At 53.1% G+C, this 26423-nt stretch carries 22 protein-coding genes; 13 read left to right on the top strand and 9 right to left on the bottom strand.

Translation table 11 applies throughout. From position 1 onward, the window contains the following. Positions 1-84: 84 nt before the first annotated feature. The 4 genes from dauA to lolB form a co-directional block, all read right to left on the bottom strand. Complete coding sequence (gene dauA / locus E6P06_RS16515) at positions 85-1740, bottom strand: C4-dicarboxylic acid transporter DauA (protein WP_008322586.1); 1656 nt, start codon at positions 1738-1740, stop codon at positions 85-87. A 151-nt stretch (positions 1741-1891) separates the two neighbouring features. Beyond that, positions 1892-2839, bottom strand: coding sequence for a ribose-phosphate diphosphokinase (gene prs, locus E6P06_RS16510; protein ID WP_001518537.1), 948 nt, complete (start codon positions 2837-2839; stop codon positions 1892-1894). Positions 2840-3105: 266 nt separating this feature from the next. Beyond that, entirely contained in the window at positions 3106-3957 is an 852-nt protein-coding gene (gene ispE, locus E6P06_RS16505) for a 4-(cytidine 5'-diphospho)-2-C-methyl-D-erythritol kinase (RefSeq protein WP_032935447.1), read from the bottom strand. Continuing rightward, the gene (lolB, locus tag E6P06_RS16500; RefSeq protein WP_032935449.1) at positions 3954-4577 is read right to left on the bottom strand and encodes a lipoprotein insertase outer membrane protein LolB; all 624 of its coding nucleotides are present in this window, start codon (positions 4575-4577) and stop codon (positions 3954-3956) included. Before lolB ends, ispE begins: the two co-directional genes overlap by 4 nt. A 211-nt stretch (positions 4578-4788) precedes the next feature. Between lolB and hemA the strand changes: the two genes are divergently transcribed. Genes hemA through kdsA form a run of 6 tightly spaced genes read left to right on the top strand, consistent with a single transcriptional unit; the run spans position 4789 to position 10093 of the window. After that, the gene (gene hemA, locus E6P06_RS16495; RefSeq protein WP_003020789.1) at positions 4789-6045 is read left to right on the top strand and encodes a glutamyl-tRNA reductase; all 1257 of its coding nucleotides are present in this window, start codon (positions 4789-4791) and stop codon (positions 6043-6045) included. Positions 6046-6086: 41 nt separating this feature from the next. After that, positions 6087-7169: a peptide chain release factor 1 gene (gene prfA / locus E6P06_RS16490; RefSeq protein ID WP_003020786.1), complete on the top strand. Its 1083-nt coding sequence runs from the start codon at positions 6087-6089 to the stop codon at positions 7167-7169. After that, positions 7169-8002, top strand: a complete 834-nt coding sequence (prmC, locus tag E6P06_RS16485; RefSeq protein ID WP_060854807.1) for a peptide chain release factor N(5)-glutamine methyltransferase — start codon at positions 7169-7171, stop codon at positions 8000-8002. Before prfA ends, prmC begins: the two co-directional genes overlap by 1 nt. After that, positions 7999-8391, top strand: a complete 393-nt coding sequence (sirB2, locus tag E6P06_RS16480) for an invasion regulator SirB2 (RefSeq protein WP_003020779.1) — start codon at positions 7999-8001, stop codon at positions 8389-8391. Before prmC ends, sirB2 begins: the two co-directional genes overlap by 4 nt. A gap of 2 nt (positions 8392-8393) precedes the next feature. After that, a complete protein-coding gene (gene sirB1 / locus E6P06_RS16475) occupies positions 8394-9203 on the top strand; it encodes an invasion regulator SirB1 (RefSeq protein WP_003020775.1) in 810 nt (269 codons plus the stop codon). 35 nt (positions 9204-9238) lie between these two features. Next, complete coding sequence (gene kdsA / locus E6P06_RS16470; protein ID WP_003020772.1) at positions 9239-10093, top strand: 3-deoxy-8-phosphooctulonate synthase; 855 nt, start codon at positions 9239-9241, stop codon at positions 10091-10093. A 98-nt stretch (positions 10094-10191) separates the two neighbouring features. Here kdsA and chaA read toward each other — a convergent pair whose 3' ends face one another. Beyond that, positions 10192-11292, bottom strand: coding sequence for a sodium-potassium/proton antiporter ChaA (gene chaA, locus E6P06_RS16465; RefSeq protein WP_003020769.1), 1101 nt, complete (start codon positions 11290-11292; stop codon positions 10192-10194). Between the two features lie 403 nt (positions 11293-11695). Between chaA and E6P06_RS16460 the strand changes: the two genes are divergently transcribed. Next, complete coding sequence (locus E6P06_RS16460) at positions 11696-12391, top strand: gamma-glutamylcyclotransferase (protein WP_003020766.1); 696 nt, start codon at positions 11696-11698, stop codon at positions 12389-12391. Positions 12392-12445: 54 nt separating this feature from the next. Here the strand turns inward: E6P06_RS16460 and E6P06_RS16455 are convergent, their stop codons facing one another. Both E6P06_RS16455 and E6P06_RS16450 read right to left on the bottom strand, forming a co-directional pair. Beyond that, positions 12446-12691: a DUF1883 domain-containing protein gene (locus E6P06_RS16455; RefSeq protein WP_003020763.1), complete on the bottom strand. Its 246-nt coding sequence runs from the start codon at positions 12689-12691 to the stop codon at positions 12446-12448. 262 nt (positions 12692-12953) lie between these two features. Next, on the bottom strand, positions 12954-13307 hold the full coding sequence (locus E6P06_RS16450; RefSeq protein WP_003020761.1) for a DsrE/DsrF/TusD sulfur relay family protein: 354 nt from the start codon (positions 13305-13307) through the stop codon (positions 12954-12956). A 175-nt stretch (positions 13308-13482) separates the two neighbouring features. On the opposite strand from E6P06_RS16450, the gene E6P06_RS16445 reads away from it, so the two are divergent. Further along, positions 13483-14868 (top strand): YchO/YchP family invasin, encoded by a 1386-nt coding sequence (locus tag E6P06_RS16445; protein ID WP_042270433.1) that lies wholly within the window; start codon positions 13483-13485, stop codon positions 14866-14868. A gap of 21 nt (positions 14869-14889) precedes the next feature. Here E6P06_RS16445 and narL read toward each other — a convergent pair whose 3' ends face one another. Then, positions 14890-15540: a two-component system response regulator NarL gene (gene narL, locus E6P06_RS16440; RefSeq protein WP_003020756.1), complete on the bottom strand. Its 651-nt coding sequence runs from the start codon at positions 15538-15540 to the stop codon at positions 14890-14892. After that, positions 15533-17329, bottom strand: a complete 1797-nt coding sequence (gene narX / locus E6P06_RS16435; protein WP_016150350.1) for a nitrate/nitrite two-component system sensor histidine kinase NarX — start codon at positions 17327-17329, stop codon at positions 15533-15535. Before narX ends, narL begins: the two co-directional genes overlap by 8 nt. Before the next feature lie 340 nt (positions 17330-17669). Between narX and E6P06_RS16430 the strand changes: the two genes are divergently transcribed. The 5 genes from E6P06_RS16430 (at position 17670) to narI (ending at position 26238) form a co-directional block, all read left to right on the top strand. After that, positions 17670-19061: a NarK family nitrate/nitrite MFS transporter gene (locus tag E6P06_RS16430; RefSeq protein ID WP_003020752.1), complete on the top strand. Its 1392-nt coding sequence runs from the start codon at positions 17670-17672 to the stop codon at positions 19059-19061. Between the two features lie 514 nt (positions 19062-19575). Beyond that, entirely contained in the window at positions 19576-23319 is a 3744-nt protein-coding gene (locus E6P06_RS16425; RefSeq protein WP_119174263.1) for a nitrate reductase subunit alpha, read from the top strand. After that, the gene (narH, locus tag E6P06_RS16420; protein ID WP_003020747.1) at positions 23316-24854 is read left to right on the top strand and encodes a nitrate reductase subunit beta; all 1539 of its coding nucleotides are present in this window, start codon (positions 23316-23318) and stop codon (positions 24852-24854) included. The genes E6P06_RS16425 and narH overlap by 4 nt, the downstream gene beginning before the upstream one ends. Then, positions 24851-25561 (top strand): nitrate reductase molybdenum cofactor assembly chaperone, encoded by a 711-nt coding sequence (narJ, locus tag E6P06_RS16415; RefSeq protein ID WP_003020745.1) that lies wholly within the window; start codon positions 24851-24853, stop codon positions 25559-25561. Before narH ends, narJ begins: the two co-directional genes overlap by 4 nt. Next, complete coding sequence (gene narI / locus E6P06_RS16410) at positions 25561-26238, top strand: respiratory nitrate reductase subunit gamma (protein WP_003020743.1); 678 nt, start codon at positions 25561-25563, stop codon at positions 26236-26238. The genes narJ and narI overlap by 1 nt, the downstream gene beginning before the upstream one ends. Positions 26239-26423: the final 185 nt, after the last annotated feature.

Raw genomic sequence — 26423 nt, 5'->3', positions numbered from 1 at the left:
TCGGTGCAATGTTTGGGTTTTGTGGGCCGGATAAGCGAACCTCATCCGGCAATAAAAAGGCTCCCGTTCACGGGAGCCTTTTTGCTATTTAATATCCGCTAAAGCGGCGTCTTTATTCGGGAAGAATGCCAGACGACCGGGGATCGGCTGAATACCCGCGCGCGCCATGGTGCGCAGCGGCTGAAATTCCAGGTTAGATACCCGCAGCTCGCAGCCTTCAGGCAGTTTTTTCACAAAACGCTGGAAAGCGTCCAGACCACCGGCATCCAGTACCGGGACCGCGTCCCACTTCAAGACTACGATGCGTTTACCTTCAATACGCGACTCGAGATCGGTAAATAATCCTTCCGCCGCGGCAAAGAATAGCGGGCCAATGACGCGCAACACCAGCACATCGTCCGGTACGTCTACGTTGACCGGCGCCAGACGCGTCATGCGCGCAATACGACGCATAAACAGTAGAGATGCAAGAACGATACCGACGCTGATGGCGATAACCATATCGAACAGCACCGTCAGCGACATACACATCAGCATGACGATGATGTCGTCTTTCGGCGCATGACGCAGCAAATCCACCACTTTATGCGCTTCACTCATGTTCCATGCCACCATTAGCAGCAGGGCGGCCATGGCGGAAAGCGGTAACCAGGAAAGCAGCGGTGCAAGCACCAACAGGGCTAGGATCACCAGAATCGCATGGATAACCGCTGAGATTGGCGATGTTGCACCCGCGCGGACGTTTGCCGCAGAACGGGCAATTGCCGCCGTGGCGGTGATACCGCCAAAGAACGGTGCGACGATGTTGCCCAGTCCCTGACCAATCAGCTCACTGTTAGCTTTGTGTTTGGTGCCGGTCATCCCATCGAGTACGACGGCGCACAGCAGAGATTCGATCGCCCCGAGCATTGCCATCGAGAATGCTGCCGGTAACAGCGCCTGTAACGAGCTCCAGCTCAGCGTAAAGTTTGACTCTGGCATATTCCACGGTAATACCAGTTGCGGCAGCAACTGTGGGATACCATTGCCCTGCGAGCCGTCAGCCAGAATATAGTGGAACTGAGATCCGATGGTGGCGACATGGCCGCCGGTCAGGTTCACGATACCCATTACCGCACAGCCTGCCAGGAGTGCGGGAAGGTGGCCCGGTAATCGGATACCCAAACGCGGCCAGAAAATCAGGATCCCCAGTGTCACCACGCCAATCGCGGCATCACCCACGTTGATGGTCGGCAAAGCCATAAATAGCGCGCCCACCTTCTGCAAATAGTGCTCTGGCACGTGGGTCATTTGCAGGCCGAGAAAATCTTTAATCTGCATAGTACCGATGGTGATACCGATACCTGAGGTAAAACCTAACGTCACGGAGACCGGAATATATTCGATCAAACGACCAAAGCGGGCGAGGCCGAAAAGGATCAGGAATATCCCGGACATGAGTGTGGCAACCAGCAGGCCTGCCAGCCCAAACTGTTGCGACACCGGATACAGAATCACCACGAAGGCGGCGGTTGGGCCAGATACGCTAAAGCGCGAGCCCCCGGTAAGGGCGATAACAATCCCAGCAACGGCTGAGGTATACAGACCGTACTGCGGAGCAACGCCACTGCCTATTGCCAGCGCCATCGCCAGTGGAATGGCAATGATCCCAACCGTTATCCCGGCGATCAGGTCGCGGGTGAAGCGGGAAGCAGTATATTTTTCTTTCCAACAAGCGTCGATGAGGGCGCGGAAAGGCATCACATGTGAGGAAAATAATCTGTTCACAATAATGTTTCATCCATGGGCGCATCATCTGTCAACTGAATGGCAGGTGAAGGAGGCAAAAGTCATACAAATAAATATTACAGATAAAAAAACCCGCCGCAGCGGGTTTTTGAGCCGGGCTCGATTAATGCTCGAACATAGCAGAGATGGATTCTTCGTTGCTGATACGACGAATCGCTTCGGCCAGCATACCCGACAGGGTCAATGTACGCACGTTTGGCAGTGCTTTGATTTCGTCAGTCAGTGGAATAGTGTCACAGACAACGACTTCATCAATAACAGAGTTGCGCAGGTTGTTTGCCGCATTACCTGAGAAGATCGGGTGGGTTGCGTAAGCAAATACGCGTTTTGCACCACGTTCTTTCAGTGCTTCTGCTGCTTTGCACAGCGTACCGCCGGTATCGATCATGTCATCAACCAGCACGCAGTCACGACCTGCAACGTCACCAATAATGTGCATCACCTGAGAAACGTTCGCACGCGGGCGACGTTTGTCGATGATAGCCATATCGGTATCGTTCAGCAGTTTAGCGATAGCGCGGGCACGCACGACGCCACCGATATCTGGAGAAACCACAATTGGGTTGTCCAGGTTCAGCTGCAGCATGTCTTCTAACAGGATCGGGCTACCGAATACGTTATCAACCGGTACATCGAAGAAGCCCTGGATCTGTTCAGCATGCAGGTCAACGGTGAGGACGCGGTCAACGCCAACGCTGGACAGGAAATCAGCGACGACTTTAGCGGTAATCGGTACACGAGCGGAACGTACGCGACGATCCTGACGTGCATAGCCGAAGTAAGGAATAACGGCGGTGATACGGCCTGCGGAAGCACGGCGCAGCGCATCAACCATAACGACCAATTCCATCAGGTTGTCGTTAGTAGGGGCACAAGTGGACTGGATGATGAAAATATCACCACCGCGTACATTTTCATTAATTTGTACGCTGACTTCGCCGTCGCTAAAGCGACCTACAGCGGCGTCGCCGAGTGAAGTGTACAGGCGGTTGGCAATACGTTGTGCTAGTTCCGGGGTGGCGTTACCAGCAAAAAGCTTCATATCAGGCACGAGAAGAACCTCAGGCATGCGTCCATTGGTGGAAAGAATCTGCCGAAAACTGTGCGGGCCAGGCAGTATCCTCTCCATGCGGTGTATTAAAGAGCGCGATGCAACGTCTGGAACAGGGTGACGTTGTCACCGCAACTCAGCTTGCCCGGCTTACTCCTTATCCTTCGTGTTTCATGTTCGCTGGCATCAATTCCTCACACCAGTCACATACTTTTGTATGCTCCTGGCGGTTTGTCATTTCGCCATCTTCCTGAAACCAGAAGGATTTAGAGTAACGCTCTGTGCAATGGGGAGAGGTTGACGCCTTTCGCCACAAAGCCTTTGAGCCATTCCGGGGCTTGCTCAAGCACCTGGCGAGCACGAGACTCAGTGTCAAATTCAGCAAAGACACAAGCCCCTGTACCAGTCAGGCGCGACGGCGCGTATTCTAACAGCCAGGAAAGCGCCGCATCAACCTCGCGAAAACGTTTTCTTGCGATAACCTCGCAATCATTGCCGAATTCACATTTTAGTAACGTTTTTATTGACCTTTTTGGCGTGTTGCGCGGGAGGTCGGGATCGTTAAAAATCACCGGTGTCGGAATGCTGACTCCCGGGTGAGCAACCAGATACCACTTTTCTTCAGGCTCGACCGGCGTCAGAATTTCTCCAACACCTTCGGCAAAGGCCGCATGGCCGCGCACGAACACGGGAACATCCGCCCCTAGGGTTAAACCGAGTGCCGCCAGTTCATCAATCGAAAGTCCACACTGCCAGAGATGGTTAAGCGCCACCAGAACGGTTGCCGCATTTGATGAACCACCGCCGAGGCCGCCGCCCATCGGCAGGCGTTTGTCGATACTGATGTCCGCACCGCTCCCTTTGGGAAGGCGATTGCTTTCAGATGCTACCTTCATCAGCAAACGTGCCGCACGGACGATCAGGTTGTCTTCGTGCGCAACGCCTTCCACCGGGGTTAACAGGCGAATTTCGCCGTCGCCACGCAGCGCAATATCTATCGTGTCGCCATAATCAAGAAACTGAAATAGCGTTTGCAGCGAGTGGTAACCGTCCGCACGTTGCCCGGTGATGTATAAAAACAGATTCAGTTTTGCCGGAGAGGGCCAATGAGTCATCATTTCACAATCCAGTTGTCCATTTTCAGCTTAATACGCTGGGAGCCGTCCGACAGCTCCATGTTTGCCGGCATCGCTGGCTGGGTTTTGCTGTCGTAGCCGCTATAGACCACTTTCCAGTTTTTACCGTCTTTGCTGTAATTCACTTCACTTAGACGGTATTGATCATCGAGTTTGTAATCGGTGGCATCTCCCGGCAGACCAAGGATCCACTGGCGCAGGCTATTCAATGGGATAGGCATGCCAGTCAGTTTGCCGATCATCTCTTCAGCGTCGTCGGCAGTGTAGTGCTTGCCTTTGTTATCGACCAGTTCGACGTTGCCCGGCTGCGCATTGAGTTCCAGTTCAGTGCTGCCCAGTGGGTTGGTCAGCAGGAGACGATAGCGATCCTGACCGGTTTGCTGCCAGAAAAAGCGGGCATACACTTTCTGTTGATCGGAAATATAGGCAAACGCACCGCGCGTCTGATATTGGTTCAGGGCGCGTACTTCCTGCTGGTGCTGGCGCCACTGCGGGGAATCGGGGCTTTTGCCGGGACCTTTCGGCGCGTTGAGGGTACAGGCACTAAGAACCAGGGCCGCAAGGGGCAGCAGGCGAATCAGGCGAAAATCAGGCAGGGTCATAATGATGACAAATCCTTGAGATACGTTGCAGTTATAACTCTCAATGCTAGCGCCACCATCTGACATCGTCTACGTTCAAGTTATCTTAAATCGCTTAAATTTGTGCACTAAGCTATTACTCCAAAAGGGGTCAGTCTCTTTTATTGACCGCACGCATCCTGTATGATGCACCCAGTCTAACCTTATCAACGCTGGTACTATTCCCGCACACATGACCCTTTTAGCGCTTGGTATTAACCATAAAACGGCACCTGTATCGCTGCGAGAACGCGTAACGTTTTCGCCGGATACGCTCGATCAGGCGCTGGACAGCCTGCAAGCGCTGCCAATGGTGCAGGGCGGGGTAGTGCTGTCGACGTGTAACCGCACAGAGATTTACCTCAGCGTGGAAGAGCAGGATAACCTGCGAGAAGCGCTGATTCGCTGGCTGTGCGAATACCATAACCTCAATGAAGAAGACCTACGTAATAGCCTGTACTGGCACCAGGACAACGACGCCGTCAGTCATTTGATGCGCGTTGCCAGTGGTCTGGATTCACTGGTGCTCGGTGAACCGCAAATTTTGGGGCAGGTGAAAAAAGCATTTGCGGATTCGCAAAAAGGCCACCAGAACGCCAGTGCGCTGGAGCGCATGTTCCAGAAATCATTCTCTGTTGCTAAACGTGTACGTACAGAAACTGACATCGGTGCCAGCGCCGTGTCGGTGGCGTTTGCCGCCTGTACTCTGGCGCGGCAGATATTTGAATCGCTCTCAACGGTAACCGTGCTGTTAGTCGGTGCGGGCGAAACCATCGAGCTGGTAGCGCGACACTTGCGCGAGCATAAAGTGAAGAAGATGATCATCGCCAACCGTACGCGCGAGCGTGCGCAGGTGCTGGCGGATGAAGTCGGCGCCGAGGTGATTTCACTGAGTGATATCGACGCGCGTTTGCAGGATGCCGATATCATTATCAGTTCTACTGCCAGTCCGCTGCCGATTATCGGTAAAGGAATGGTGGAACGCGCGCTTAAAAACCGTCGCAATCAGCCTATGCTACTGGTGGATATCGCCGTACCGCGCGATGTCGAGCCGGAAGTGGGTAAATTGTCTAACGCCTATCTGTACAGCGTTGATGACCTGCAAAGCATCATTTCGCATAACCTGGCCCAGCGCAAAGCGGCGGCGGTGGAAGCCGAAACGATTGTGGAGCAGGAAGCCAGCGAGTTTATGGCCTGGCTACGCGCCCAGGGCGCAAGCGACACTATCCGCGAGTATCGCAGTCAGTCAGAACAGATCCGTGATGAACTGACCGCTAAAGCGTTGGCCGCTCTTCAGCAGGGCGGTGATGCGCAAGCCATTATGCAGGATTTGGCCTGGAAACTGACCAACCGCCTGATCCATGCACCAACCAAATCACTTCAACAGGCCGCCCGTGACGGGGATAGTGAACGCCTGAATATTCTGCGCGACAGCCTCGGGCTGGAGTAGCAGCACACCAATCTTATTTTTTACAGGGTGCATTTACGCCTATGAAGCCTTCTATCGTTGCCAAACTGGAAGCCCTGCATGAACGCCATGAAGAAGTTCAGGCGCTGCTCGGTGATGCGGGTACTATCGCAGATCAGGATCGCTTTCGTGCGCTGTCGCGCGAATATGCGCAATTAAGCGATGTCTCTCGCTGTTTTACGGACTGGCAACAGGTTCAGGAAGATATCGAGACGGCTCAGATGATGCTCGACGATCCTGAAATGCGTGAAATGGCGCAGGATGAACTGCGCGAAGCAAAAGAGAAATGCGAGCAGCTGGAACAGCATCTGCAGGTCCTGCTGTTACCTAAAGACCCCGATGACGAACGTAACGCCTTCCTCGAAGTGCGTGCGGGAACCGGTGGTGATGAAGCGGCGCTGTTTGCCGGCGATCTGTTCCGCATGTACAGCCGTTACGCTGAATCGCGTCGCTGGCGGGTAGAGATCATGAGCGCCAGCGAAGGCGAACATGGCGGGTTTAAAGAAGTTATTGCCAAGATTAGCGGCGAAGGCGTTTACGGGCGACTGAAATTTGAGTCCGGCGGCCATCGCGTGCAGCGCGTACCTGCGACGGAATCGCAGGGGCGTATTCATACTTCTGCCTGTACGGTCGCTGTCATGCCGGAACTGCCGGATGCCGAACTGCCGGACATCAACCCGGCCGATCTGCGTATTGATACCTTCCGTTCATCAGGCGCGGGCGGTCAGCACGTTAACACCACCGACTCCGCAATCCGTATTACCCACTTACCGACCGGTATCGTGGTGGAATGCCAGGACGAACGTTCACAGCATAAAAACAAAGCCAAAGCGATGTCGGTGCTGGGGGCGCGAATTCGTGCCGCCGAAGTGGCAAGACGTCAACAGGCAGAAGCCTCTGAACGTCGTAACCTGTTGGGCAGCGGCGATCGCAGCGATCGTAACCGCACCTATAACTTCCCGCAGGGTCGTGTGACCGATCACCGCATTAACCTGACACTCTACCGTCTGGATGAAGCGATGGAAGGCAAACTGGATATGCTGATTGAGCCGATTGTCCAGGAATACCAGGCCGACCAACTGGCGGCGTTGTCCGAGCAGGATTAATGGATTATCAGCACTGGCTGCGTGAAGCGATAAGCCAATTACAGGCAAGCGAAAGCCCGCGACGTGACGCCGAGATTTTACTCGAGTTTGTCACCGGTAAGGGGCGCACCTTTATTCTGGCGTTCGGCGAAACGGTGTTAACCGAGGCGCAGCGTCAACGGCTCGATACATTACTGGAACGCCGTCAGCGGGGTGAGCCGGTGGCACATCTGACCGGCGTGCGCGAGTTCTGGTCGCTGCCGCTGTTTGTCTCTCCGGCTACGCTTATTCCACGCCCGGATACTGAGTGTCTTGTTGAGCAGGCGCTGGCTCGTCTGCCTGCCTCTGCGTGTCGTATTCTCGATTTGGGAACCGGTACGGGCGCCATCGCGCTGGCGCTGGCAACTGAGCGTCCGGATTGCGCGGTGACCGCGGTTGACCGCATGCCCGATGCCGTGGCGCTGGCAACTCGCAACAAACAGCATCTGGCCATCGACAATGTTTGCGTGCTGCAAAGCGACTGGTTCAGCGCTTTGCAGGGGCAGCAGTTTGACATGATTGTCAGCAATCCGCCGTATATCGACGAACAGGACCCGCACCTGGCGCTTGGCGATGTACGTTTTGAGCCGCTATCGGCACTGGTGGCGGGCGAGCAGGGTATGGCGGATATCGTGCATATCATTGACCAGTCTCGACACATGCTAACGCCCGGCGGATATCTGTTGCTGGAGCACGGCTGGCAGCAGGGACAGGCAGTCCGCGACGCCTATACTCATGCTGGTTACCAGGCGGTTGAAACCTGCCGCGACTATGGCGGCAACGAGCGAATTACGCTTGGACGCATCCCATCATGAGTACCTTCAGCGTGTTACTCAACGTCCATCTCATCAGCATTGCGCTTTCTGTTGGTCTGTTAACGCTGCGTTTTTGGTGGCGTTACACCGATTCGCGCCTTGCCTGCGCGCGCTGGACGCGCATCGTGCCGCCGGTTGTCGATACCGTTTTATTACTCAGCGGCATAGCGTTAATGGTTAAAGCGCACATCCTGCCATTCACTGAGCACGGGACATGGCTGACTGAAAAGCTGTTTGGGGTTATCATTTACATCGTTTTGGGTTTTATTGCGCTCGATTATCGTCGGGCGCGCAGTCAGCAGGCGCGATTAGTCGCATTTCCGCTGGCACTGGTGGTGCTGTACATCATCATTAAACTCGCCACCACAAAAATACCGTTACTGGGGTAAGCATGAGGTCGTTAGCTGATTTCGAATTTAATAAAGCGCCATTGTGTGATGGGATGATCCTGGCGTCGGAGTCTATCCGTCTGGATTTTCCAACACAAACTGTGTATGACGAACTGGAACGTCTGGTTAGTCTGGCGCAAGAAGAAATTAGCCAGCTCCTGTCTCAGGATGAGCAACTGGAAAAACTGCTGGCACTTTTTTACGGCGAATGGGGGTTTACGGATACCCACGGCGTCTATCGTCTTTCTGATGCATTATGGCTTGACCAGGTACTGAAAAATCGTCAGGGCAGCGCCGTATCTCTGGGCGCTATCTTGTTGTGGATTGCCAACCGACTGGAGCTACCGCTGGTGCCGGTGATTTTCCCGACACAACTCATCCTGCGTATTGAATCGCTCGATGGCGAAATGTGGCTAATCAATCCGTTCAATGGCGAAACGTTAAATGAGCACACGCTGGAAGTGTGGCTGAAGGGGAATATCAGCCCGGTCGCGGAGCTGTTTAACGAAGACCTGGATGAGGCGGATAATGCAGAAGTAATCCGCAAGCTGCTCGACACGCTGAAATCATCGCTGATGGAAGAGCGGCAAATGGAGCTGGCGCTGCGTGCCAGCGAAGCACTATTACAGTTTAATCCTGAAGATCCGTATGAAATACGCGATCGTGGATTAATCTACGCGCAGCTCGAGTGTGAACATGTTGCGCTGACCGATTTAAGTTATTTCGTTGAGCAGTGTCCGGAAGACCCGATCAGCGAAATGATTCGTGCGCAGATTAATACTATTTCGCACAAGCAAATTGTATTGCATTGATTAATGACACTTTACCTACCGTTTAAGGCGATCCTATGAAACAAAAAGTGGTTAGCATTGGCGACATCAACGTGGCAAATGACCTGCCGTTCGTGCTGTTTGGCGGAATGAACGTGCTGGAATCCCGCGATCTGGCGATGCGCATTTGTGAGCACTACGTAACCGTTACTCAAAAGCTGGGTATCCCTTACGTGTTCAAAGCCTCCTTTGATAAAGCCAACCGTTCTTCCATCCACTCTTACCGTGGACCGGGCCTTGAAGAAGGGATGAAAATCTTCCAGGAACTGAAGCAGACTTTTGGCGTAAAAGTGATCACCGACGTTCACGAAGCCAGCCAGGCGCAGCCTGTTGCTGACGTGGTGGATGTGATTCAGCTGCCGGCATTCCTCGCGCGTCAGACCGATCTGGTGGAAGCGATGGCGAAAACCGGTGCCGTTATCAACGTGAAGAAACCGCAGTTCGTAAGCCCTGGCCAGATGGGCAATATCGTGGATAAATTCCATGAAGGTGGTAACGATAAGGTTATTCTGTGCGACCGTGGCGCGAACTTTGGTTATGACAACCTGGTTGTAGACATGCTGGGCTTCAGCGTGATGAAGAAAGTCTCCGGCAACTCACCGGTGATTTTTGACGTTACCCATGCGCTGCAATGCCGTGATCCGTTTGGCGCAGCAAGCGGCGGTCGTCGTGCGCAGGTTACCGAACTGGCTCGCGCCGGTATGGCGGTAGGTCTGGCGGGTCTGTTTATTGAAGCGCATCCGGATCCAGCCAATGCGAAATGCGATGGCCCATCCGCGCTGCCGCTGGCAAAACTGGAACAGTTCCTGACGCAGATTAAAGCGATTGATGACCTGGTGAAAAGCTTCGACGAGCTGGATACTGAGAACTAATTCATTTTGTGTGCCTGATAGAGCTTGCGCTTATCAGGTATACGAAAGGAAATAAGAAGCCGGACCCGACAAGTTATGTCGGTGTCCGGCTTTTTTCATCAGGCAAATATCGTCATCAGATAGGCGATAAACAGCGCCAGATGTGCCGCACCGTTAAGCACATTGGTGCGTCCGGTGGAAAAAGAGATATGGCACAGTACCAGTGAAGAAACCATCACAATCATCTCTGGCGCGCCCAGCGCAAACACCAAATCATTCCCGGTTGCCCATGCGATCAGCGTCACCACTGGTACGGTTAGTGAAATAGTGGCTAATACTGAACCGAAGAACAAATTCATCGCCCGCTGTACCTGATTGCTCAGAACCGCTTTCAGCGCGCCCAGCCCTTCAGGAGAGAGGATGAGTAACGCAACCAGGAAACCGGTAAAGGCCACTGGGGCATTCAGTTCAGTCAGCAAGGTCTCCAGTGGGCTGGCGTTCATCTTGGTTACGGCAATAACGGCGATCAGATGAATGATAAGCCAGGCGGCGTGCCACATATTGCTGTGTGCTGATGGCTTGCCGTGATGCGGGTCGTCATCGTCGCCTTCATCTTCATGCTCGTAAATGAACAGGCTTTGGTGCGTTTTGGTTTGAATCAGTAAAAATACGCCGTACATCGCTGCAGAAATTAATGCTACCAGCAGCGCCTGGGCGGTAGTGAAATTCGCTCCCGGTAACGCCATTGGGAACACCAGTACAATAATGGCCAGTGGGAACAGGGCAATTAAATACTGTTTAATACCAAACAGATTCATATACTGAGTAGCAAATTTACGGCCACCCAATAGTAACGAAAAACCGACCAGACCGCCGGTGACGATCATAATGATTGAGTACAACGTGTCGCGCATGAGCGTAGGTGCAGCATCACCGGTCGCCATTAATGCGGAGATTAAGCTGACTTCGAGAATAACGACGGACAGGCTGAGGATCAGTGACCCGTAGGGTTCGCCAAGTCGATGTGCTAATACATCCGCATGACGGACAACGCTGAATGCGCTGCTTAATATACCAATAAGGGCCAGCGCATTAATACCGATGACCACTGGTAGTGACTGACTGCTCCCCCAGAAGAACAGGACTACCAGCGCCAAAATCGGGAAGACGAGAGAGGTCTCCTTGTGGCGGGTTTTTACCGCCTCATGTACTTGTGTCATTGAACTAATTCTCCATCTCTGCAGGTATTTATAATTATAAAAGTATTAAAGAATGTAAAAAATAACAGATCTTTCGGTATTTCCGATCTAGTTTTACGTAATTTTACGGCATGGACCAATTTTTGCATCCAAGCGGATAAAATTGCATATCTTGTTTATAGAGTATTTAAATAACAAAGCATTAGATTTTAACGTCAACAAAAATTGCTGATACTACTGATACAAATGATAGTGCAGAGCTTAGCAACGCGAGAGGATATAAAGTGCCGTTGACGCTTTGTTGCCTTGCAAGCTAGCGGCGAATTGCCTATTGTCCAGCTATTGGTTTCAAAATGAGCAGTAAAAAAGCCCGGAAGGCGTCAAAAAAGTTGTCGCAGGGAAGCAGCAGTGGCGGAGGTGTAAGGTGTTAACGCGTGATTTTTTATTGAATGCCGACTGTAAGACGGCATTTGGTGCTATTGAAGAATCACTACTCTGGTCAGCGGAACAACGGGCAGCCTCACTGGCGGCCACGCTTGCTTGCCGACCCGATGATGGACCGGTGTGGATCTTCGGTTATGGATCGTTGATGTGGAATCCGGCCTTAGAGTTTGATGAGTCCTGTACCGGGACGTTAGTTGGCTGGCACCGTGCTTTTTGCCTGCGCCTGACGGCGGGGCGAGGAACGGCGGGTCAGCCAGGACGCATGTTGGCCTTGAAAGAGGGCGGACGCACTACCGGTGTAGCCTACCGCTTACCTAACGCATCGCTCGAACAAGAGCTTTCTTTACTGTGGAAGCGTGAAATGATCACCGGATGCTATCTGCCCACCTGGTGCCAGTTGGCGCTGGATGATGGTCGGACGGTGAACGCGCTGGTCTTTATTATGGATCCTCGCCACCCGCTGTTTGAGTCAGACACGCGCGCGCAGGTGATTGCGCCGCTTATCGCTGCGGCGAGCGGACCTTTAGGCACCAACGCCCAGTATTTGTTCTCGCTGGAACAAGAGCTGGTCAAGTTGGGGATGCAGGATGACTGTCTTAACGATCTGGTGATCACGGTCAAACGATTGTTGGGAGAGAATCTGCCGGAAGGCGTTATGCGGCCAGGGTTTGCCTGAATCCAGCCGGGAACTGAATGCCCGAAAGCCAGGCGCTTTTCGGGCAATTAACGCTTAGGCTGCAATATAACTTATTGAATGCTCTAGCGACTGGCTGTGGCTGTCGATCAGCACATTCCAGATGCCGGTGTAGGGCACGGTCAACCATGCGTTATCACGATCCTGCACGCTTAAGATGTCGGACTGCGTGTCTTTGACGTGATTTTTCTCGCTCATCAGATGGATGTGACAGCGCTCGGAACAGCGCACAACCACCGTATCGCCACCAAATAACTTTAAACTTGCCTTCACTAATGCCATTTTTCACCCCGTTCTTGAAAACAACGTACTTTCTGTCGAAAGTGCTGCGTGATGTTGTTCACATTTCACTCATTGCATAACACCAAAGGGGGAGCAACGGGATGCTGATTTTGATCAAAAAATGGCATAACGATTAAACAAAAGTGACAAAATCCCTCAAAAGGATTGAAAGGGCGTGCTAACGTTCAACGCAACCGCGCCCATCTACGATTAAATCCGGAAATTATCGACACTTTCAGTGTGCTTGCCTGAAAGCGGTGTATCAGAAGGTCAGCACTTTATCTGCAGCCAGCGTCCATTGAGCCAGTTCAACCAGCGTGCCGACGGCTACTCCGTCAATTAACGGCAGCGTGGTGATTCCACGGCCATCGGTGCAGGTTTTGCACAGTTTGACCGGCACATTTTGCGCCGTCAGAATCTCCAGCATTTGCTGAATATTGTATCCTTCCGCGGGTTTTTGACCACGCAATCCCGCGGTTACCGCGTCCGACATTAAAAACAAACGCAGATCGAGATCCCCTTCCTGCTCGCGCAAGGCGATAGCCAGACGTAGGCTGTTGAATAACGATTCGCTTCCATAGGCTGCACCGTTCGCGACGATCACTATCTTTTGCATTTTTACTCCTTTTGCTGCATGTGAGCGTTAAAAACTGACACGTATGTTACACCTATTTCTAGATGCCAGGATAATGCCGAAAAAGGAAGGAAGGGCTGAAAATCAATACTGAAGACGTTATGGTTTAAGATAAGTATGCCGCTGTGGCTAATAGATATAAGAAACCACTAACGATTTGAGCCGTATTATTTATTTATCTCTCGCTGTATTTGCACTCTTGCCGTTGGCAGGCGGTACTGCCAGCGCGCAATCGTCATTTATTCACCAGGCGGAAAACCCTTTCGATAACAATAGTGATGGCTTGCCCGATCTTGGTATGGCGCCGGAGTCGCGGGCAGGCGAAAAGCACTTTGCCGAAATGGTCAAAGCGTTTGGTGAAGCCAGCATGACCGATAACGGGCTTGATACAGGTGAACAGGCGAAGCAGTTTGCGTTTGGCCAGGTGCGCGACAGGGTCAGCGAACAGGTGAATCAGCAATTGGAATCCTGGCTCTCTCCCTGGGGAAACGCCAGCGTCGGGTTGCAGGTGGATAACGAAGGCAGCTTTACCGGGAGTCGGGGAAGTTGGTTTATCCCGTGGCAGGACAATCAACGTTATCTCACATGGAGCCAGTTGGGGCTGACGCAACAGGACGGAGGCCTGGTCAGTAATGCGGGGATTGGGCAGCGCTGGGTTCGTGACGGTTGGTTACTGGGTTACAACACCTTTTATGACAACCTGCTGGATGAGAATCTGCCTCGGGGAGGCGTGGGGGCAGAGGCGTGGGGTGAATACCTCCGTTTATCTGCTAATTACTATCAACCGTTGTCCTCCTGGCAGGATCGTTTTGCAACTCAAGAACAACGGATGGCCCGGGGATACGACCTGACCGCGCAAATGCGCATGCCGTTCTATCAACATCTCAATACCAGCGTCAGCGTGGAGCAGTATTTTGGTGACCAGGTGGATCTGTTTCATTCCGGAACCGGGTACCACAATCCTGTGGCGGTGAATCTGGGATTGAGCTATACGCCGGTGCCGCTGATCACCGTGACAGCACAGCATAAGCAGGGTGAAAATGGCGTCAGTCAGAATAACCTCGGATTAACGCTAAATTATCGTTTTGGTGTGCCGCTAAAAAAACAGCTGATGGTAAGCGAGGTGGCAAACAGCCGATCGCTGCGCGGCAGTCGTTATGACGATCCACAACGTAACAATCTGCCGACGCTGGAGTATCGCCAGCGTAAAACACTGTCGGTATTTTTGGCCACGCCCCCCTGGGATCTCAAGCCTGGTGAGACGGTGGCGTTGAAGGTGCAGGTGCGTAGTTTGCATGGGATCCGTCGTCTGGCATGGCAGGGTGATACTCAGGCGTTGAGCTTAACGGCGGGCAGCAATAGCCGAAGCGCTCAGGGTTGGACGATTATTATGCCGAAGTGGGACAACAGAGAAGGTGCGACAAACCGCTGGCGGTTGTCTGTGGTGGTAGAAGATGAGCAGGGCCAGCGTGTCTCTTCCAATGAGATCACGCTATCACTGACCGAACCGTTTATTACCGTTTCGGAAAATGATCCTCGTTAACAATGACGCATGAGCGCGTTATCAGAAAATGCGTTCCTGGTGCACCCATACCGCGGCTTCAACGCGTGATTTGAGCTTCATTTTCTTCAGCATATGCTTCACGTGAACTTTTACTGTGCTTTCGGTGATGTCGAGGCGGCGGGCGATCATCTTATTAGGCAGACCCTGGGCGATGAGTTTAAGAATATCGCGTTCGCGCGGCGTCAGTTGAGTAACATCACGGTCGGATGTTGCGCGATTGGCGCGCAGGCTGGCGGCCAGAACCGGGGTTAAGGCTTCGCTCAGCACCATTTCACCAGCGGCAGCCTGCTGCAATGCTTTCAGTAAATCTTCCGGCTCCATATCTTTCAGCAGGTAACCGTCGGCACCACGCTTCAGTGCGGTAACCACATCTTCTTCATGATTGGATACGCTAAACACAACGATACGGCCCGACAGTGATTTTTCACGCAGCTTATCGAGGGTTTCCAGACCGTTCATGCCGGGCATGTTGAGATCAAGCAGGATCAGATCGGGATCAAGGGATTCAGCCAGCTCGATACCCTGCTCACCATTGCTGGCTTCGCCGACAACGGTAATATCGGGCGCCATGCTGACAAGCTGTTTTACACCGGTTCTCAGCATCGGATGATCGTCGATCAACAGGATAGTTGCCGGTTCCAGATTACTCATGGGTATCTCCTTGGACTTCTGTGAAGTTTGTTTCGGGAATAAAAGTGACAGCAACTTCAGTACCGCCCGTCTCGCGACGGCGTACGCGGCAATCGCCGCGCAAGCTCTGCGCGCGGTCGCGCATTATTATCATGCCGTAGTGGTTACTGCGTTCGGCGTTTTCCGGTACGCCGCAGCCGTTATCTTGCACTGTCAGTTTGACCTGCTTGCCATTTTGCACCACCGTCACGACCACTTCATTGGCCTGAGAGTGTTTAAGTGCGTTGCTCAGGGCTTCGCGCGCAATTTGTAGCAGGTGAATCGCCTGATGCGAAGGGACCAGGCGTGGCGGTAGCTGATAATCCAGCTTAACCGTAAATCCAAAACGGGCGCTGTACTCCTGACAGCTGGCTTCCAGCGCCGGTCGTAATCCAGGTTCCGTGAGCTGTAAACGGAAGGTGGTTAACAGTTCTCGCAGTTGTGCCCATGAAGCATTTAGCTCGTTACGAATCTGGCTGAGCAACTCGCGACAGTTATCTGAAAGCGCATCGCCCTGCATCTGTAAACAGCTAACCTGCATCTTCATACAAGAGAGCGATTGTGCAATAGAATCATGAAGTTCGCGCGCAATGGTGGCACGCTCTTCCATCACAATCAACTGCTGTTGACGCTCCTGATGCCTGTCGAGCGCAAGCGTTGCGGTCAGTTGCTCAACCAGAGTATCAACCAGCTGCTGCTGATCGTGGCTGAGATGGCGTCCGTTCGGCAAGGTGGCGAGCAGAATACCATACTGGGTATGTGCGTCGGTCAGCCGCCATTTCAATGTAATCCCGCCGTCAATCGCGGGCAGCGTTCCGCGAGGACACAGATGGCAACCTTTCTCATCACAACTGGCATTTGACTGACAGGTAAATTCCTGATGATTGTCTTCATCTTCCAGGTCGTAAACCCGGAGCTCAATATCATGCAGCAAGGTCAAATTTTGCAAACCATTCAGTACCGGAGAGAGGCGTTCGCACAACGGCACCTGAGAATGCAGGCGGCGGTTAGCTTGCCACAGAAAAGAAAGAATCTGATTTTTGTGCTCCAGCCCCGCCGTTTTCTCCTGTACTCGCTGTTCCAGCACAGCGTAACTTTCGGCCAGTTCTTCCGACATATTATTTAGCGCCGAGCCCAAAGCCGCCATCTCATTACGACCGCTGATATGCGCGCGTTGGGTAAAATCACGTTGGCTGACGGCTCGCGCCATCGCCAGCAGCTGTTTCCACGGCTCTAACAGGCGCACGCGCAGCCAGATAATGGTGAAAACCAGCAGCAATGCCATAAATACGGCCATCAGGCGATGCAGCAGGACGACGCGTTCAATGCGTAATTCGGTGGTATGGTCAAAGGCGGTAACCAATTTATCCAGTCCGCCCACAAAGCGCGTCACATCCTGCGCTACCGCATCAGGCGTTTGCGCATGCGCAAGTCCCGGCGCAAGTTCAGTGTGCCAGTAATCCTGTAATGCTTTTAACTGCGCCTGTTGTCCGTCTCGTTTTGCGGCACGCGTCAACTCCGGGCTAAACGCCGTTTGCTCCATTTCATCCAGCAGCGGTTGATCGCTAGCGTCCAGCGGTACGGCTGCCAGCAGGCGATAACTCTGCATGCGCAGCGATCCCGCTTTGTTGATTGCATGGGCGCTACCCTGAACGCCCTGAACCAGCCAGCCGGAGACAGCCATACCCGCCACGCCGATGGCTGTGGACAATAAAACAATCAGCGCCACCTGGTTGACCAGCGTAAGCGGGGAGAGACAACGTTTAAACATGGTGACTTGTTCCTTCGGGTTTTCGTCGAACAGAAAACCTTATTGAATGACGATTCTGCTGCAGGCAGTGGCGTTATTCTCGGCGATACACTGGAGTATACCCATACCTCAAACGGGCTACCTCTTAATTGCCAGTGGAGGGAGAGATCCTGGGCGAGGGGGAGTAGGGGGCGACAGAAGCGTGAAAAACCACATCTTTTTTACCGAAGTTATGTACTCATTAAGGGTAATAATAAATTTTAGGCATGAATAATGACACCTTTTCCTTTGATTTATATCAACTTACCTCCAGCTGTAAACCCTAATGTTGCAGGCATCGAAACAAGTATCAGAGGTGTCTATGAGTCACTCATCTGCCCCGGAAAGGGCATCTGGAGCTGTAATTACCGAATGGCGGCCGGAAGATCCCGCTTTCTGGCAGCAGCGTGGTCAACGAATCGCCAGCCGTAATCTGTGGATTTCCGTCCCTTGCTTGCTGCTGGCGTTTTGCGTGTGGATGTTATTTAGCGCCGTGGCGGTGAACTTACCGAAAGTCGGATTTGATTTCACCACTGAACAGCTGTTCATGCTGACGGCATTACCTTCGGTGTCCGGCGCGCTGCTGCGTGTTCCGTACTCCTTTATGGTCCCCCTGTTTGGTGGACGTCGCTGGACGGCATTTAGCACCGGCATCCTGATCATTCCTTGCGTATGGTTAGGTTTTGCGGTGCAGGATACCTCCACGCCGTTTAGTACCTTTATTATTATCTCCCTGCTGTGCGGCTTCGCTGGTGCGAACTTTGCGTCCAGTATGGCAAACATCAGCTTCTTCTTTCCAAAACAGAAACAGGGCGGCGCGCTGGGTCTGAATGGTGGCCTGGGCAACATGGGCGTCAGCGTGATGCAGTTGGTCGCGCCGCTGGTGGTTTCATTGTCAATCTTTGCCGCATTTGGTAGCCACGGGGTTGAACAACCGGATGGCACGCAGCTGTATCTGGCAAACGCTGCATGGATTTGGGTGCCGTTCCTCGCTATTTTCACGCTGGCCGCATGGTTCGGTATGAACGAACTGGCAACCTCCAAAGCCTCGCTGAAAGAGCAATTGCCGGTGCTGAAACGCGGGCATTTGTGGATTATGAGCCTGCTATATCTGGCGACCTTCGGTTCCTTTATCGGTTTCTCTGCCGGTTTCGCGATGCTGTCGAAAACGCAGTTCCCTGAGGTGCAGATCCTGCATTACGCCTTCTTTGGCCCGTTCATTGGTGCGTTGGCGCGTTCTGCGGGCGGCGCAATCTCTGACCGTCTGGGCGGGACCCGCGTCACGCTGGTGAACTTTATTCTGATGGCTATTTTCAGTGCCTTACTGTTCCTGACGCTGCCATCAAACGGTGTCGGCGGCAACTTCATTGCCTTCTTCGCTGTGTTCCTGGCGTTGTTCCTGACGGCCGGACTGGGGAGTGGTTCAACCTTCCAGATGATCTCCGTAATCTTCCGAAAACTGACGATGGACAGAGTGAAAGCTGAAGGTGGTTCAGAAGAGAAAGCGATGCGCGAGGCGGCAACCGATACGGCGGCAGCGTTGGGCTTTATCTCTGCTATTGGTGCGATCGGCGGCTTCTTTATCCCGAAAGCATTTGGCACGTCCCTGGCATTAACCGGTTCTCCGGTCGGTGCGATGAAAGTATTTCTGATCTTCTATGTCGCTTGTGTGGTTATCACCTGGGCGGTATACGGACGTCATTCTAAAAAGTAAAAAAGTGGTATACACAAAATCATTCTAACTGCATCAAGGCGGCAAGTGAGAAATCCCCAGGAGCTAACAGAAGTAAGTGACTGGGGAGAACGAACGCAGCCAACGCGAAGCAGTTTGAAGGATGAAGTGTAAGTTGATTATCCATTGCGCGGTGTTAGACCGCGCTTTTTTTTTACTGTAATTAGTTACAACATACTTTTATATTGTGGCATGACAACAGCCTGTGAGAACGGCGTACGCAACCTGCTAAGCAGGGGGGATACCCCTTAATACCCACTTATAAAGAATTTAACATTTGCATGATAATTGAATTATTAAAAAACCTTTAAATTCAATTTATTACGTTAATTGTCAGTATCCCACTTTGGGGGTATGTAAAAACCAACCCTCATTTTTCATCCCTGCCTGCCTTGATCGTTATCAATTCTCACGCCCTTTCAGAGCGTTACCTTCGCTCTCAATCAAGCAATGTCGATTTATCAGAGAGCCGTCAGGCTCCTACAGGAGAAAACCGATGAGTAAATTCCTGGACCGGTTTCGCTACTTCAAGCAGAAGGGCGAAACCTTTGCCGATGGGCATGGCCAGCTTCTCAATACCAACAGGGACTGGGAGGACGGATACCGCCAGCGTTGGCAGCATGACAAAATCGTGCGTTCAACCCACGGGGTAAACTGCACTGGCTCATGCAGCTGGAAAATCTATGTGAAAAATGGTCTGGTGACCTGGGAAACCCAGCAAACCGATTATCCGCGTACCCGTCCGGACCTGCCAAACCACGAGCCTCGTGGTTGCCCTCGTGGTGCAAGCTATTCCTGGTATCTCTACAGCGCTAACCGTCTGAAATACCCGCTGATGCGCAAACGCCTGATGAAAATGTGGCGTGAAGCGAAAAGACTGCACAGCGATCCGGTAGACGCATGGGCCTCCATCATCGAAGACGCCGATAAAGCAAAAAGCTTCAAACAAGCGCGTGGTCGTGGTGGTTTCGTGCGTTCTTCCTGGCAGGAAGTGAATGAGCTGATTGCCGCTTCTAACGTTTACACCGTTAAAACCTACGGTCCTGACCGCGTGGCGGGCTTCTCACCGATCCCTGCGATGTCGATGGTTTCCTACGCCTCCGGTGCACGATATCTGTCGCTGATTGGCGGCACCTGCCTGAGCTTCTACGATTGGTACTGTGACTTGCCGCCTGCGTCTCCGCAGACCTGGGGTGAGCAGACTGACGTTCCGGAATCTGCCGACTGGTATAACTCCAGTTACATTATCGCCTGGGGTTCAAACGTTCCGCAGACCCGTACCCCAGATGCGCACTTCTTCACGGAAGTTCGCTACAAAGGGACTAAAACGGTCGCCATCACCCCGGATTACGCTGAAATCGCTAAACTCTGCGATCTGTGGCTGGCTCCGAAGCAGGGTACCGATGCCGCAATGGCGCTGGCAATGGGCCACGTCATGCTACGCGAGTTCCACCTTGATAACCCGAGCCAATACTTCACCGACTACGTGCGTCGTTACACCGACTTCCCGATGCTGGTGATGCTCGAAGAGCGTGACGGGTATTATGCGGCGGGTCGTATGCTGCGTGCCGCCGATCTGGTTGACTCCCTGGGTCAGGAAAATAATCCAGAGTGGAAAACCGTTGCCATCAATACCGACGGCGAAATGGTTGCGCCAAACGGTTCAATTGGTTTCCGCTGGGGTGAAAAAGGTAAATGGAACCTTGAACAGCGCGACGGCACGTCCGGTAACGAAACCGAACTGCAGCTCAGCCTGTTGGGCAGCCAGGACGACATCGCTGAAGTCGGCTTCCCGTATTTTGGCGGCGAAGGTACCGAGCACTTTAGCAAAGTTGAACTGGAAAATGTTCTGCTGCACAAACTGCCGGTAAAACGCCTGCAACTGGCAGATGGCTCTACTGCGCTGGTGACTACCGTTTATGATCTGACCATGGCCAACTACGGTCTGGAACGCGGTCTGAACGATGAAAACTGCGCCTCCAGCTACGACGATATCAAAGCGTATACCCCGGCATGGGCAGAGAAAATCACTGGCGTATCGCGCGCTCAGATCGTGCGTATAGCCCGCGAATTTGCCGATAACGCAGATAAAACGCACGGCCGCTCAATGATTATTGTTGGCGCGGGTCTGAACCACTGGTATCACCTCGATATGAACTATCGTGGGCTTATCAACATGTTGGTGTTCTGTGGTTGCGTCGGCCAGAGCGGCGGCGGTTGGGCACACTATGTGGGTCAGGAAAAACTGCGTCCGCAGACCGGTTGGCAGCCGCTGGCGTTTGGCCTTGACTGGCAGCGTCCGGCGCGTCACATGAACAGTACGTCCTATTTCTATAACCACTCCAGCCAATGGCGCTATGAGACGGTTACGGCACAGGAACTGCTGTCTCCGATGGCAGACAAATCCCGCTACAGTGGTCATTTGATTGACTTTAACGTTCGCGCTGAACGTATGGGCTGGTTGCCATCTGCGCCGCAGTTAGGTACTAACCCGCTGTACATTGCGCGTGAGGCAGAAAAAGTCGGGATGACACCGGTGGATTACACCGTTAAATCTCTGAAGGAAGGTTCTATTCGCTTTGCGGCTGAACAACCAGAGAACGGTAAAAACCATCCGCGTAACCTGTTTATCTGGCGTTCTAACCTGCTCGGCTCTTCCGGTAAAGGCCACGAGTACATGCTGAAGTATCTGCTGGGTACTGAACATGGTATTCAGGGACTGGATCTGGGTAAACAGGGGGGCGTGAAGCCAGAAGAAGTGGAATGGCAGGATAACGGACTGGACGGCAAGCTGGATCTGGTCGTTACCCTGGACTTCCGTCTGTCGAGCACCTGTCTGTACTCCGACATCGTGCTGCCGACCGCCACCTGGTATGAAAAAGATGATATGAATACCTCGGATATGCATCCGTTTATTCACCCGTTGTCTGCCGCCGTTGATCCAGCCTGGGAATCGAAGAGCGACTGGGAAATCTACAAGGCTATCGCCAAGAAATTCTCTGAAGTTTGCGTGGGCCACCTTGGCAAAGAAACCGACGTAGTGACGTTGCCTATCCAGCACGACTCGGCCGCCGAACTGGCGCAACCGTTGGATGTTAAAGACTGGAAGAAAGGCGAATGCGATCTGATTCCAGGCGTTACCGCGCCGCACATCATGACAGTTGAGCGTGATTATCCGGCAACCTACGAACGCTTCACGTCCATCGGCCCACTGATGGATAAAGTCGGTAACGGCGGGAAAGGGATTGCCTGGAACACCCAGAGCGAAATGGACCTGCTGCGTAAGCTCAACTACACCAAGGCTGAAGGCCCGGCAAAAGGCCAGCCGATGCTGAATACGGCGATTGATGCCGCTGAGATGATCCTCACCCTGGCACCGGAAACCAACGGTCAGGTGGCGGTGAAAGCCTGGGCGGCGCTGAGTGAATTTACCGGCCGTGACCATACGCATCTGGCGCTGAATAAAGAAGACGAGAAAATCCGCTTCCGCGATATTCAGGCGCAGCCGCGCAAAATTATCTCCAGCCCGACCTGGTCAGGACTGGAAGATGAACATGTTTCTTACAACGCCGGTTACACCAACGTTCACGAGCTGATCCCATGGCGTACGCTGACTGGTCGCCAGCAGCTGTATCAGGATCATCAGTGGATGCGAGACTTCGGTGAAAGCCTGCTGGTTTACCGCCCACCAATTGATACTCGTTCGGTGAAAGAGGTGATGGGCGAGAAATCAAATGGTAACCCTGAAAAAGCGCTCAACTTCCTGACGCCACACCAGAAGTGGGGTATCCACTCCACCTACAGCGATAACCTGCTGATGCTGACGTTAGGCCGCGGCGGTCCGATCGTGTGGATGAGCGAAGCGGATGCGAAAGAACTGGGTATCGAGGATAACGACTGGATCGAAGTCTTTAACAGTAACGGGGCACTTACCGCCCGTGCGGTTGTGAGTCAACGTGTCCCGGCCGGGATGACCATGATGTACCACGCCCAGGAACGTATTGTGAATATTCCGGGGTCGGAGATTACCGAGCAGCGCGGCGGGATCCATAACTCGGTGACCCGTATCACACCGAAACCGACGCACATGATTGGTGGTTATGCCCACCTGGCCTACGGCTTTAACTACTACGGCACCGTAGGTTCGAACCGTGATGAGTTCGTGGTGGTTCGTAAGATGAAGAACATTGACTGGTTGGATGGCGAAGGCAATGACCAGGTACAGGAGAGCGTAAAATGAAAATTCGTTCACAAGTCGGCATGGTGCTGAATCTCGATAAGTGCATCGGTTGCCACACCTGTTCAGTAACCTGTAAAAACGTCTGGACCAGCCGTGAAGGTGCGGAGTATGCCTGGTTTAACAACGTTGAAACCAAACCGGGTACTGGCTTCCCAACTGATTGGGAAAACCAGGAAAAATGGAAGGGCGGTTGGATCCGTAAGATCAACGGTAAACTGGTGCCGCGCATGGGTAACAAAGCGCTGCTGCTGGGTAAAATTTTTGCTAACCCGCATTTGCCAGGTATTGATGACTACTACGAACCGTTTGACTTCGATTACCAGACTCTGCACAACACCCCGGCAGACAGCAAAGCACAGCCGATTGCCCGTCCGCGCTCGCTGATCACCGGTCAGCGTATGGATAAAATCACCAAAGGTCCGAACTGGGAAGATGACCTCGGCGGTGAGTTCGAGAAGCTGGCGAAAGACAAAAATTTCGAGAACATGCAGAAGGCGATGTACGGTCAGTTCGAAAACACCTTCATGATGTATTTGCCGCGTCTGTGCGAGCACTGCCTTAATCCGGCGTGCGTGGCGACTTGCCCGAGCGGTGCCATTTACAAGCGTGAAGAAGATGGCATCGTGCTGATCGATCAGGACAAATGCCGCGGCTGGCGTATGTGCATCACCGGTTGCCCGTATAAAAAAATCTACTTCAACTGGAAGAGCGGTAAGTCAGAGAAGTGCATTTTCTGCTATCCACGTATCGAAGCCGGTCAGCCGACCGTGTGCTCCGAAACCTGCGTCGGTCGTATCCGTTACCTCGGCGTACTGCTGTATGACGCGGATGCGATTGAAAGCGCGGCAAGCACCGAGCATGAGAAAGATCTGTACCAGCGTCAACTGGACGTGTTCCTCGATCCGAACGATCCGGCTGTTATTGAACAGGCGCTGAAAGATGGTATTCCGCTGAGCGTTATCGATGCGGCACAGCAGTCTCCGGTTTATAAAATGGCGATGGACTGGAAGTTGGCGCTGCCGCTGCATCCGGAATACCGCACATTGCCGATGGTTTGGTACGTGCCGCCATTGTCACCGATTCAGTCTGCCGCCGATGCGGGCGAGCTGGGCAGCAACGGTATACTGCCGGACGTTGACAGTCTGCGTATCCCGGTTCAGTACCTGGCGAACCTGCTGACCGCAGGCGATACTCAGCCGGTACTGTTGGCGCTGAAACGTATGCTGGCAATGCGTCACTACAAACGTACGGAAACCGTTGACGGTAAAGTCGATACCCGTGCGCTGGAAGAGGTGGGCTTGAGCGAAGCGCAGGCACAGGAAATGTATCGTTATCTGGCGATTGCGAACTACGAAGATCGTTTCGTGGTACCGAGCAGCCATCGTGAACTGGCGCGTGACGCGTTCCCGGAGAAAAGCGGTTGTGGCTTTACCTTCGGTGACGGTTGCCACGGTTCTGATACTAAATTCAATCTGTTCAACAGCCGCCGCATCGACGCTGTCGATGTGACCAGCAAAACGGAGCCGCACCAATGATTGAACTCGTCATTGTTTCGCGTTTGCTCGAGTACCCGGATGCTGCCCTGTGGCAGCATCAGCAGGAGCTTTTCGATGCACTCGCGTCATCTGAGAACCTGGATAAAGAGGATGCCCAGACTCTGGGCGTTTTCCTGCGCGATCTAATCGCGCAAGACGTGCTGGATGTGCAGGCAAGTTACAGCGAACTGTTTGATCGTGGCCGTGCCACCTCGCTGCTGCTGTTTGAACATGTACACGGTGAATCCCGCGATCGCGGTCAGGCGATGGTTGACCTGATGGCACAGTATGAACAGCACGGTTTGCAGCTCGACAGCCGCGAACTTCCCGATCATCTGCCGTTGTATCTGGAATATCTTGCGCAACTGCCGAAAAGCGAAGCGCTAGGTGGCTTGCAGGATATCGCGCCGATTCTGGCTTTGCTCAGCGCTCGTTTGCAGCAGCGTGGAAGCCGTTATGCAGTACTGTTCGATTTGCTGTTAAAACTGGCGAATACCGTTATCGACAGCGATAAAGTGGCTGAAAAAATTGCGGATGAAGCCCGTGATGATACCCCACAAGCGCTGGATGCGGTCTGGGAAGAAGAGCAGGTAAAATTCTTCGCCGATCAGGGGTGTGGCGAGTCGGAAATCTCCGCTCACCAGCGTCGTTTTGCCGGGGCCGTTGCGCCGCAGTATCTGAATATCACTACCGGAGGACAGCACTAATGCACTTCCTGAATACGTTCTTCTTTGACATCTATCCGTACATCGCGGGTTCTGTCTTTCTGATCGGCAGTTGGCTGCGTTATGACTACGGGCAGTATACGTGGCGTGCGGCCTCCAGTCAGATGCTGGATCGCAAAGGGATGAACCTGGCGTCAAACCTGTTTCACATCGGGATCCTGGGGATTTTTGCCGGGCACTTCTTGGGTATGTTAACGCCGCACTGGATGTATGAAGCGTGGCTGCCGCTTGAAGTGAAACAAAAGATGGCGATGTTCGCGGGTGGCGCCAGTGGCGTAATGTGTCTGATTGGCGGTGTACTGCTGTTGAAACGTCGTTTGTTCAGCCCACGAGTGCGGGCCACCACCACCGGAGCGGATATTCTGATCCTCTCTCTGTTGGTTATCCAGTGTGCGCTGGGTCTGCTGACCATTCCGTTCTCCGCCCAGCATATGGACGGCAGCGAGATGATGAAGCTGGTGAACTGGGCGCAGACAGTGGTGACCTTCCATGGCGGAGCGTCTCAGTATCTGGATGGCGTCGCATTTATTTTCCGTGTGCACCTTGTGCTGGGTATGACGCTGTTCCTGTTGTTCCCATTCTCGCGTCTGGTACACATCTGGAGCGTCCCTGTCGAATATCTGACACGCAAATACCAGATTGTTCGTGCACGTCACTAATCGTATTTCTGTGAAAGATAAACCCTGCTTCGGCGGGGTTTTTTTATGTCTGTTTGCCGGATGGCGGCGCAAGCGCCTTATCCAGCCTACGCAGGTTTAAGCGAGCGCCGTAGGCCTGCGTAGTGCATCAGGCAATTTGTGGGCATGTGTCGAGTTTGTAGCTCTGATAAGCACAGCGCATCAGG

The sequence above is a fragment of the Citrobacter sp. CF971 genome, from assembly GCF_006385635.1.
In the GTDB taxonomy this organism is placed as follows: Bacteria; Pseudomonadota; Gammaproteobacteria; order Enterobacterales; family Enterobacteriaceae; genus Citrobacter; species Citrobacter freundii.
The sequence above is the reverse complement of the archived record's forward strand: the minus strand, read 5'-3'. Positions and strand labels throughout refer to the sequence as shown.

Coding starts and splice junctions, on each gene's coding strand:
- hemA (WP_003020789.1), top strand. CDS start 4,789: ATGACCCTTTTAGCGCTTGGTATTAACCATAAAACGGCACCTGTATCG.
- E6P06_RS16450 (WP_003020761.1), bottom strand. CDS start 13,307: ATGCAAAAGATAGTGATCGTCGCGAACGGTGCAGCCTATGGAAGCGAA.
- dauA (WP_008322586.1), bottom strand. CDS start 1,740: ATGCCTTTCCGCGCCCTCATCGACGCTTGTTGGAAAGAAAAATATACT.
- prmC (WP_060854807.1), top strand. CDS start 7,169: ATGGATTATCAGCACTGGCTGCGTGAAGCGATAAGCCAATTACAGGCA.
- narX (WP_016150350.1), bottom strand. CDS start 17,329: ATGTTTAAACGTTGTCTCTCCCCGCTTACGCTGGTCAACCAGGTGGCG.
- prfA (WP_003020786.1), top strand. CDS start 6,087: ATGAAGCCTTCTATCGTTGCCAAACTGGAAGCCCTGCATGAACGCCAT.
- lolB (WP_032935449.1), bottom strand. CDS start 4,577: ATGACCCTGCCTGATTTTCGCCTGATTCGCCTGCTGCCCCTTGCGGCC.
- narI (WP_003020743.1), top strand. CDS start 25,561: ATGCACTTCCTGAATACGTTCTTCTTTGACATCTATCCGTACATCGCG.
- narH (WP_003020747.1), top strand. CDS start 23,316: ATGAAAATTCGTTCACAAGTCGGCATGGTGCTGAATCTCGATAAGTGC.
- kdsA (WP_003020772.1), top strand. CDS start 9,239: ATGAAACAAAAAGTGGTTAGCATTGGCGACATCAACGTGGCAAATGAC.
- narL (WP_003020756.1), bottom strand. CDS start 15,540: ATGAGTAATCTGGAACCGGCAACTATCCTGTTGATCGACGATCATCCG.
- E6P06_RS16455 (WP_003020763.1), bottom strand. CDS start 12,691: ATGGCATTAGTGAAGGCAAGTTTAAAGTTATTTGGTGGCGATACGGTG.
- E6P06_RS16425 (WP_119174263.1), top strand. CDS start 19,576: ATGAGTAAATTCCTGGACCGGTTTCGCTACTTCAAGCAGAAGGGCGAA.
- sirB2 (WP_003020779.1), top strand. CDS start 7,999: ATGAGTACCTTCAGCGTGTTACTCAACGTCCATCTCATCAGCATTGCG.
- chaA (WP_003020769.1), bottom strand. CDS start 11,292: ATGACACAAGTACATGAGGCGGTAAAAACCCGCCACAAGGAGACCTCT.
- narJ (WP_003020745.1), top strand. CDS start 24,851: ATGATTGAACTCGTCATTGTTTCGCGTTTGCTCGAGTACCCGGATGCT.
- sirB1 (WP_003020775.1), top strand. CDS start 8,394: ATGAGGTCGTTAGCTGATTTCGAATTTAATAAAGCGCCATTGTGTGAT.
- E6P06_RS16430 (WP_003020752.1), top strand. CDS start 17,670: ATGAGTCACTCATCTGCCCCGGAAAGGGCATCTGGAGCTGTAATTACC.
- ispE (WP_032935447.1), bottom strand. CDS start 3,957: ATGATGACTCATTGGCCCTCTCCGGCAAAACTGAATCTGTTTTTATAC.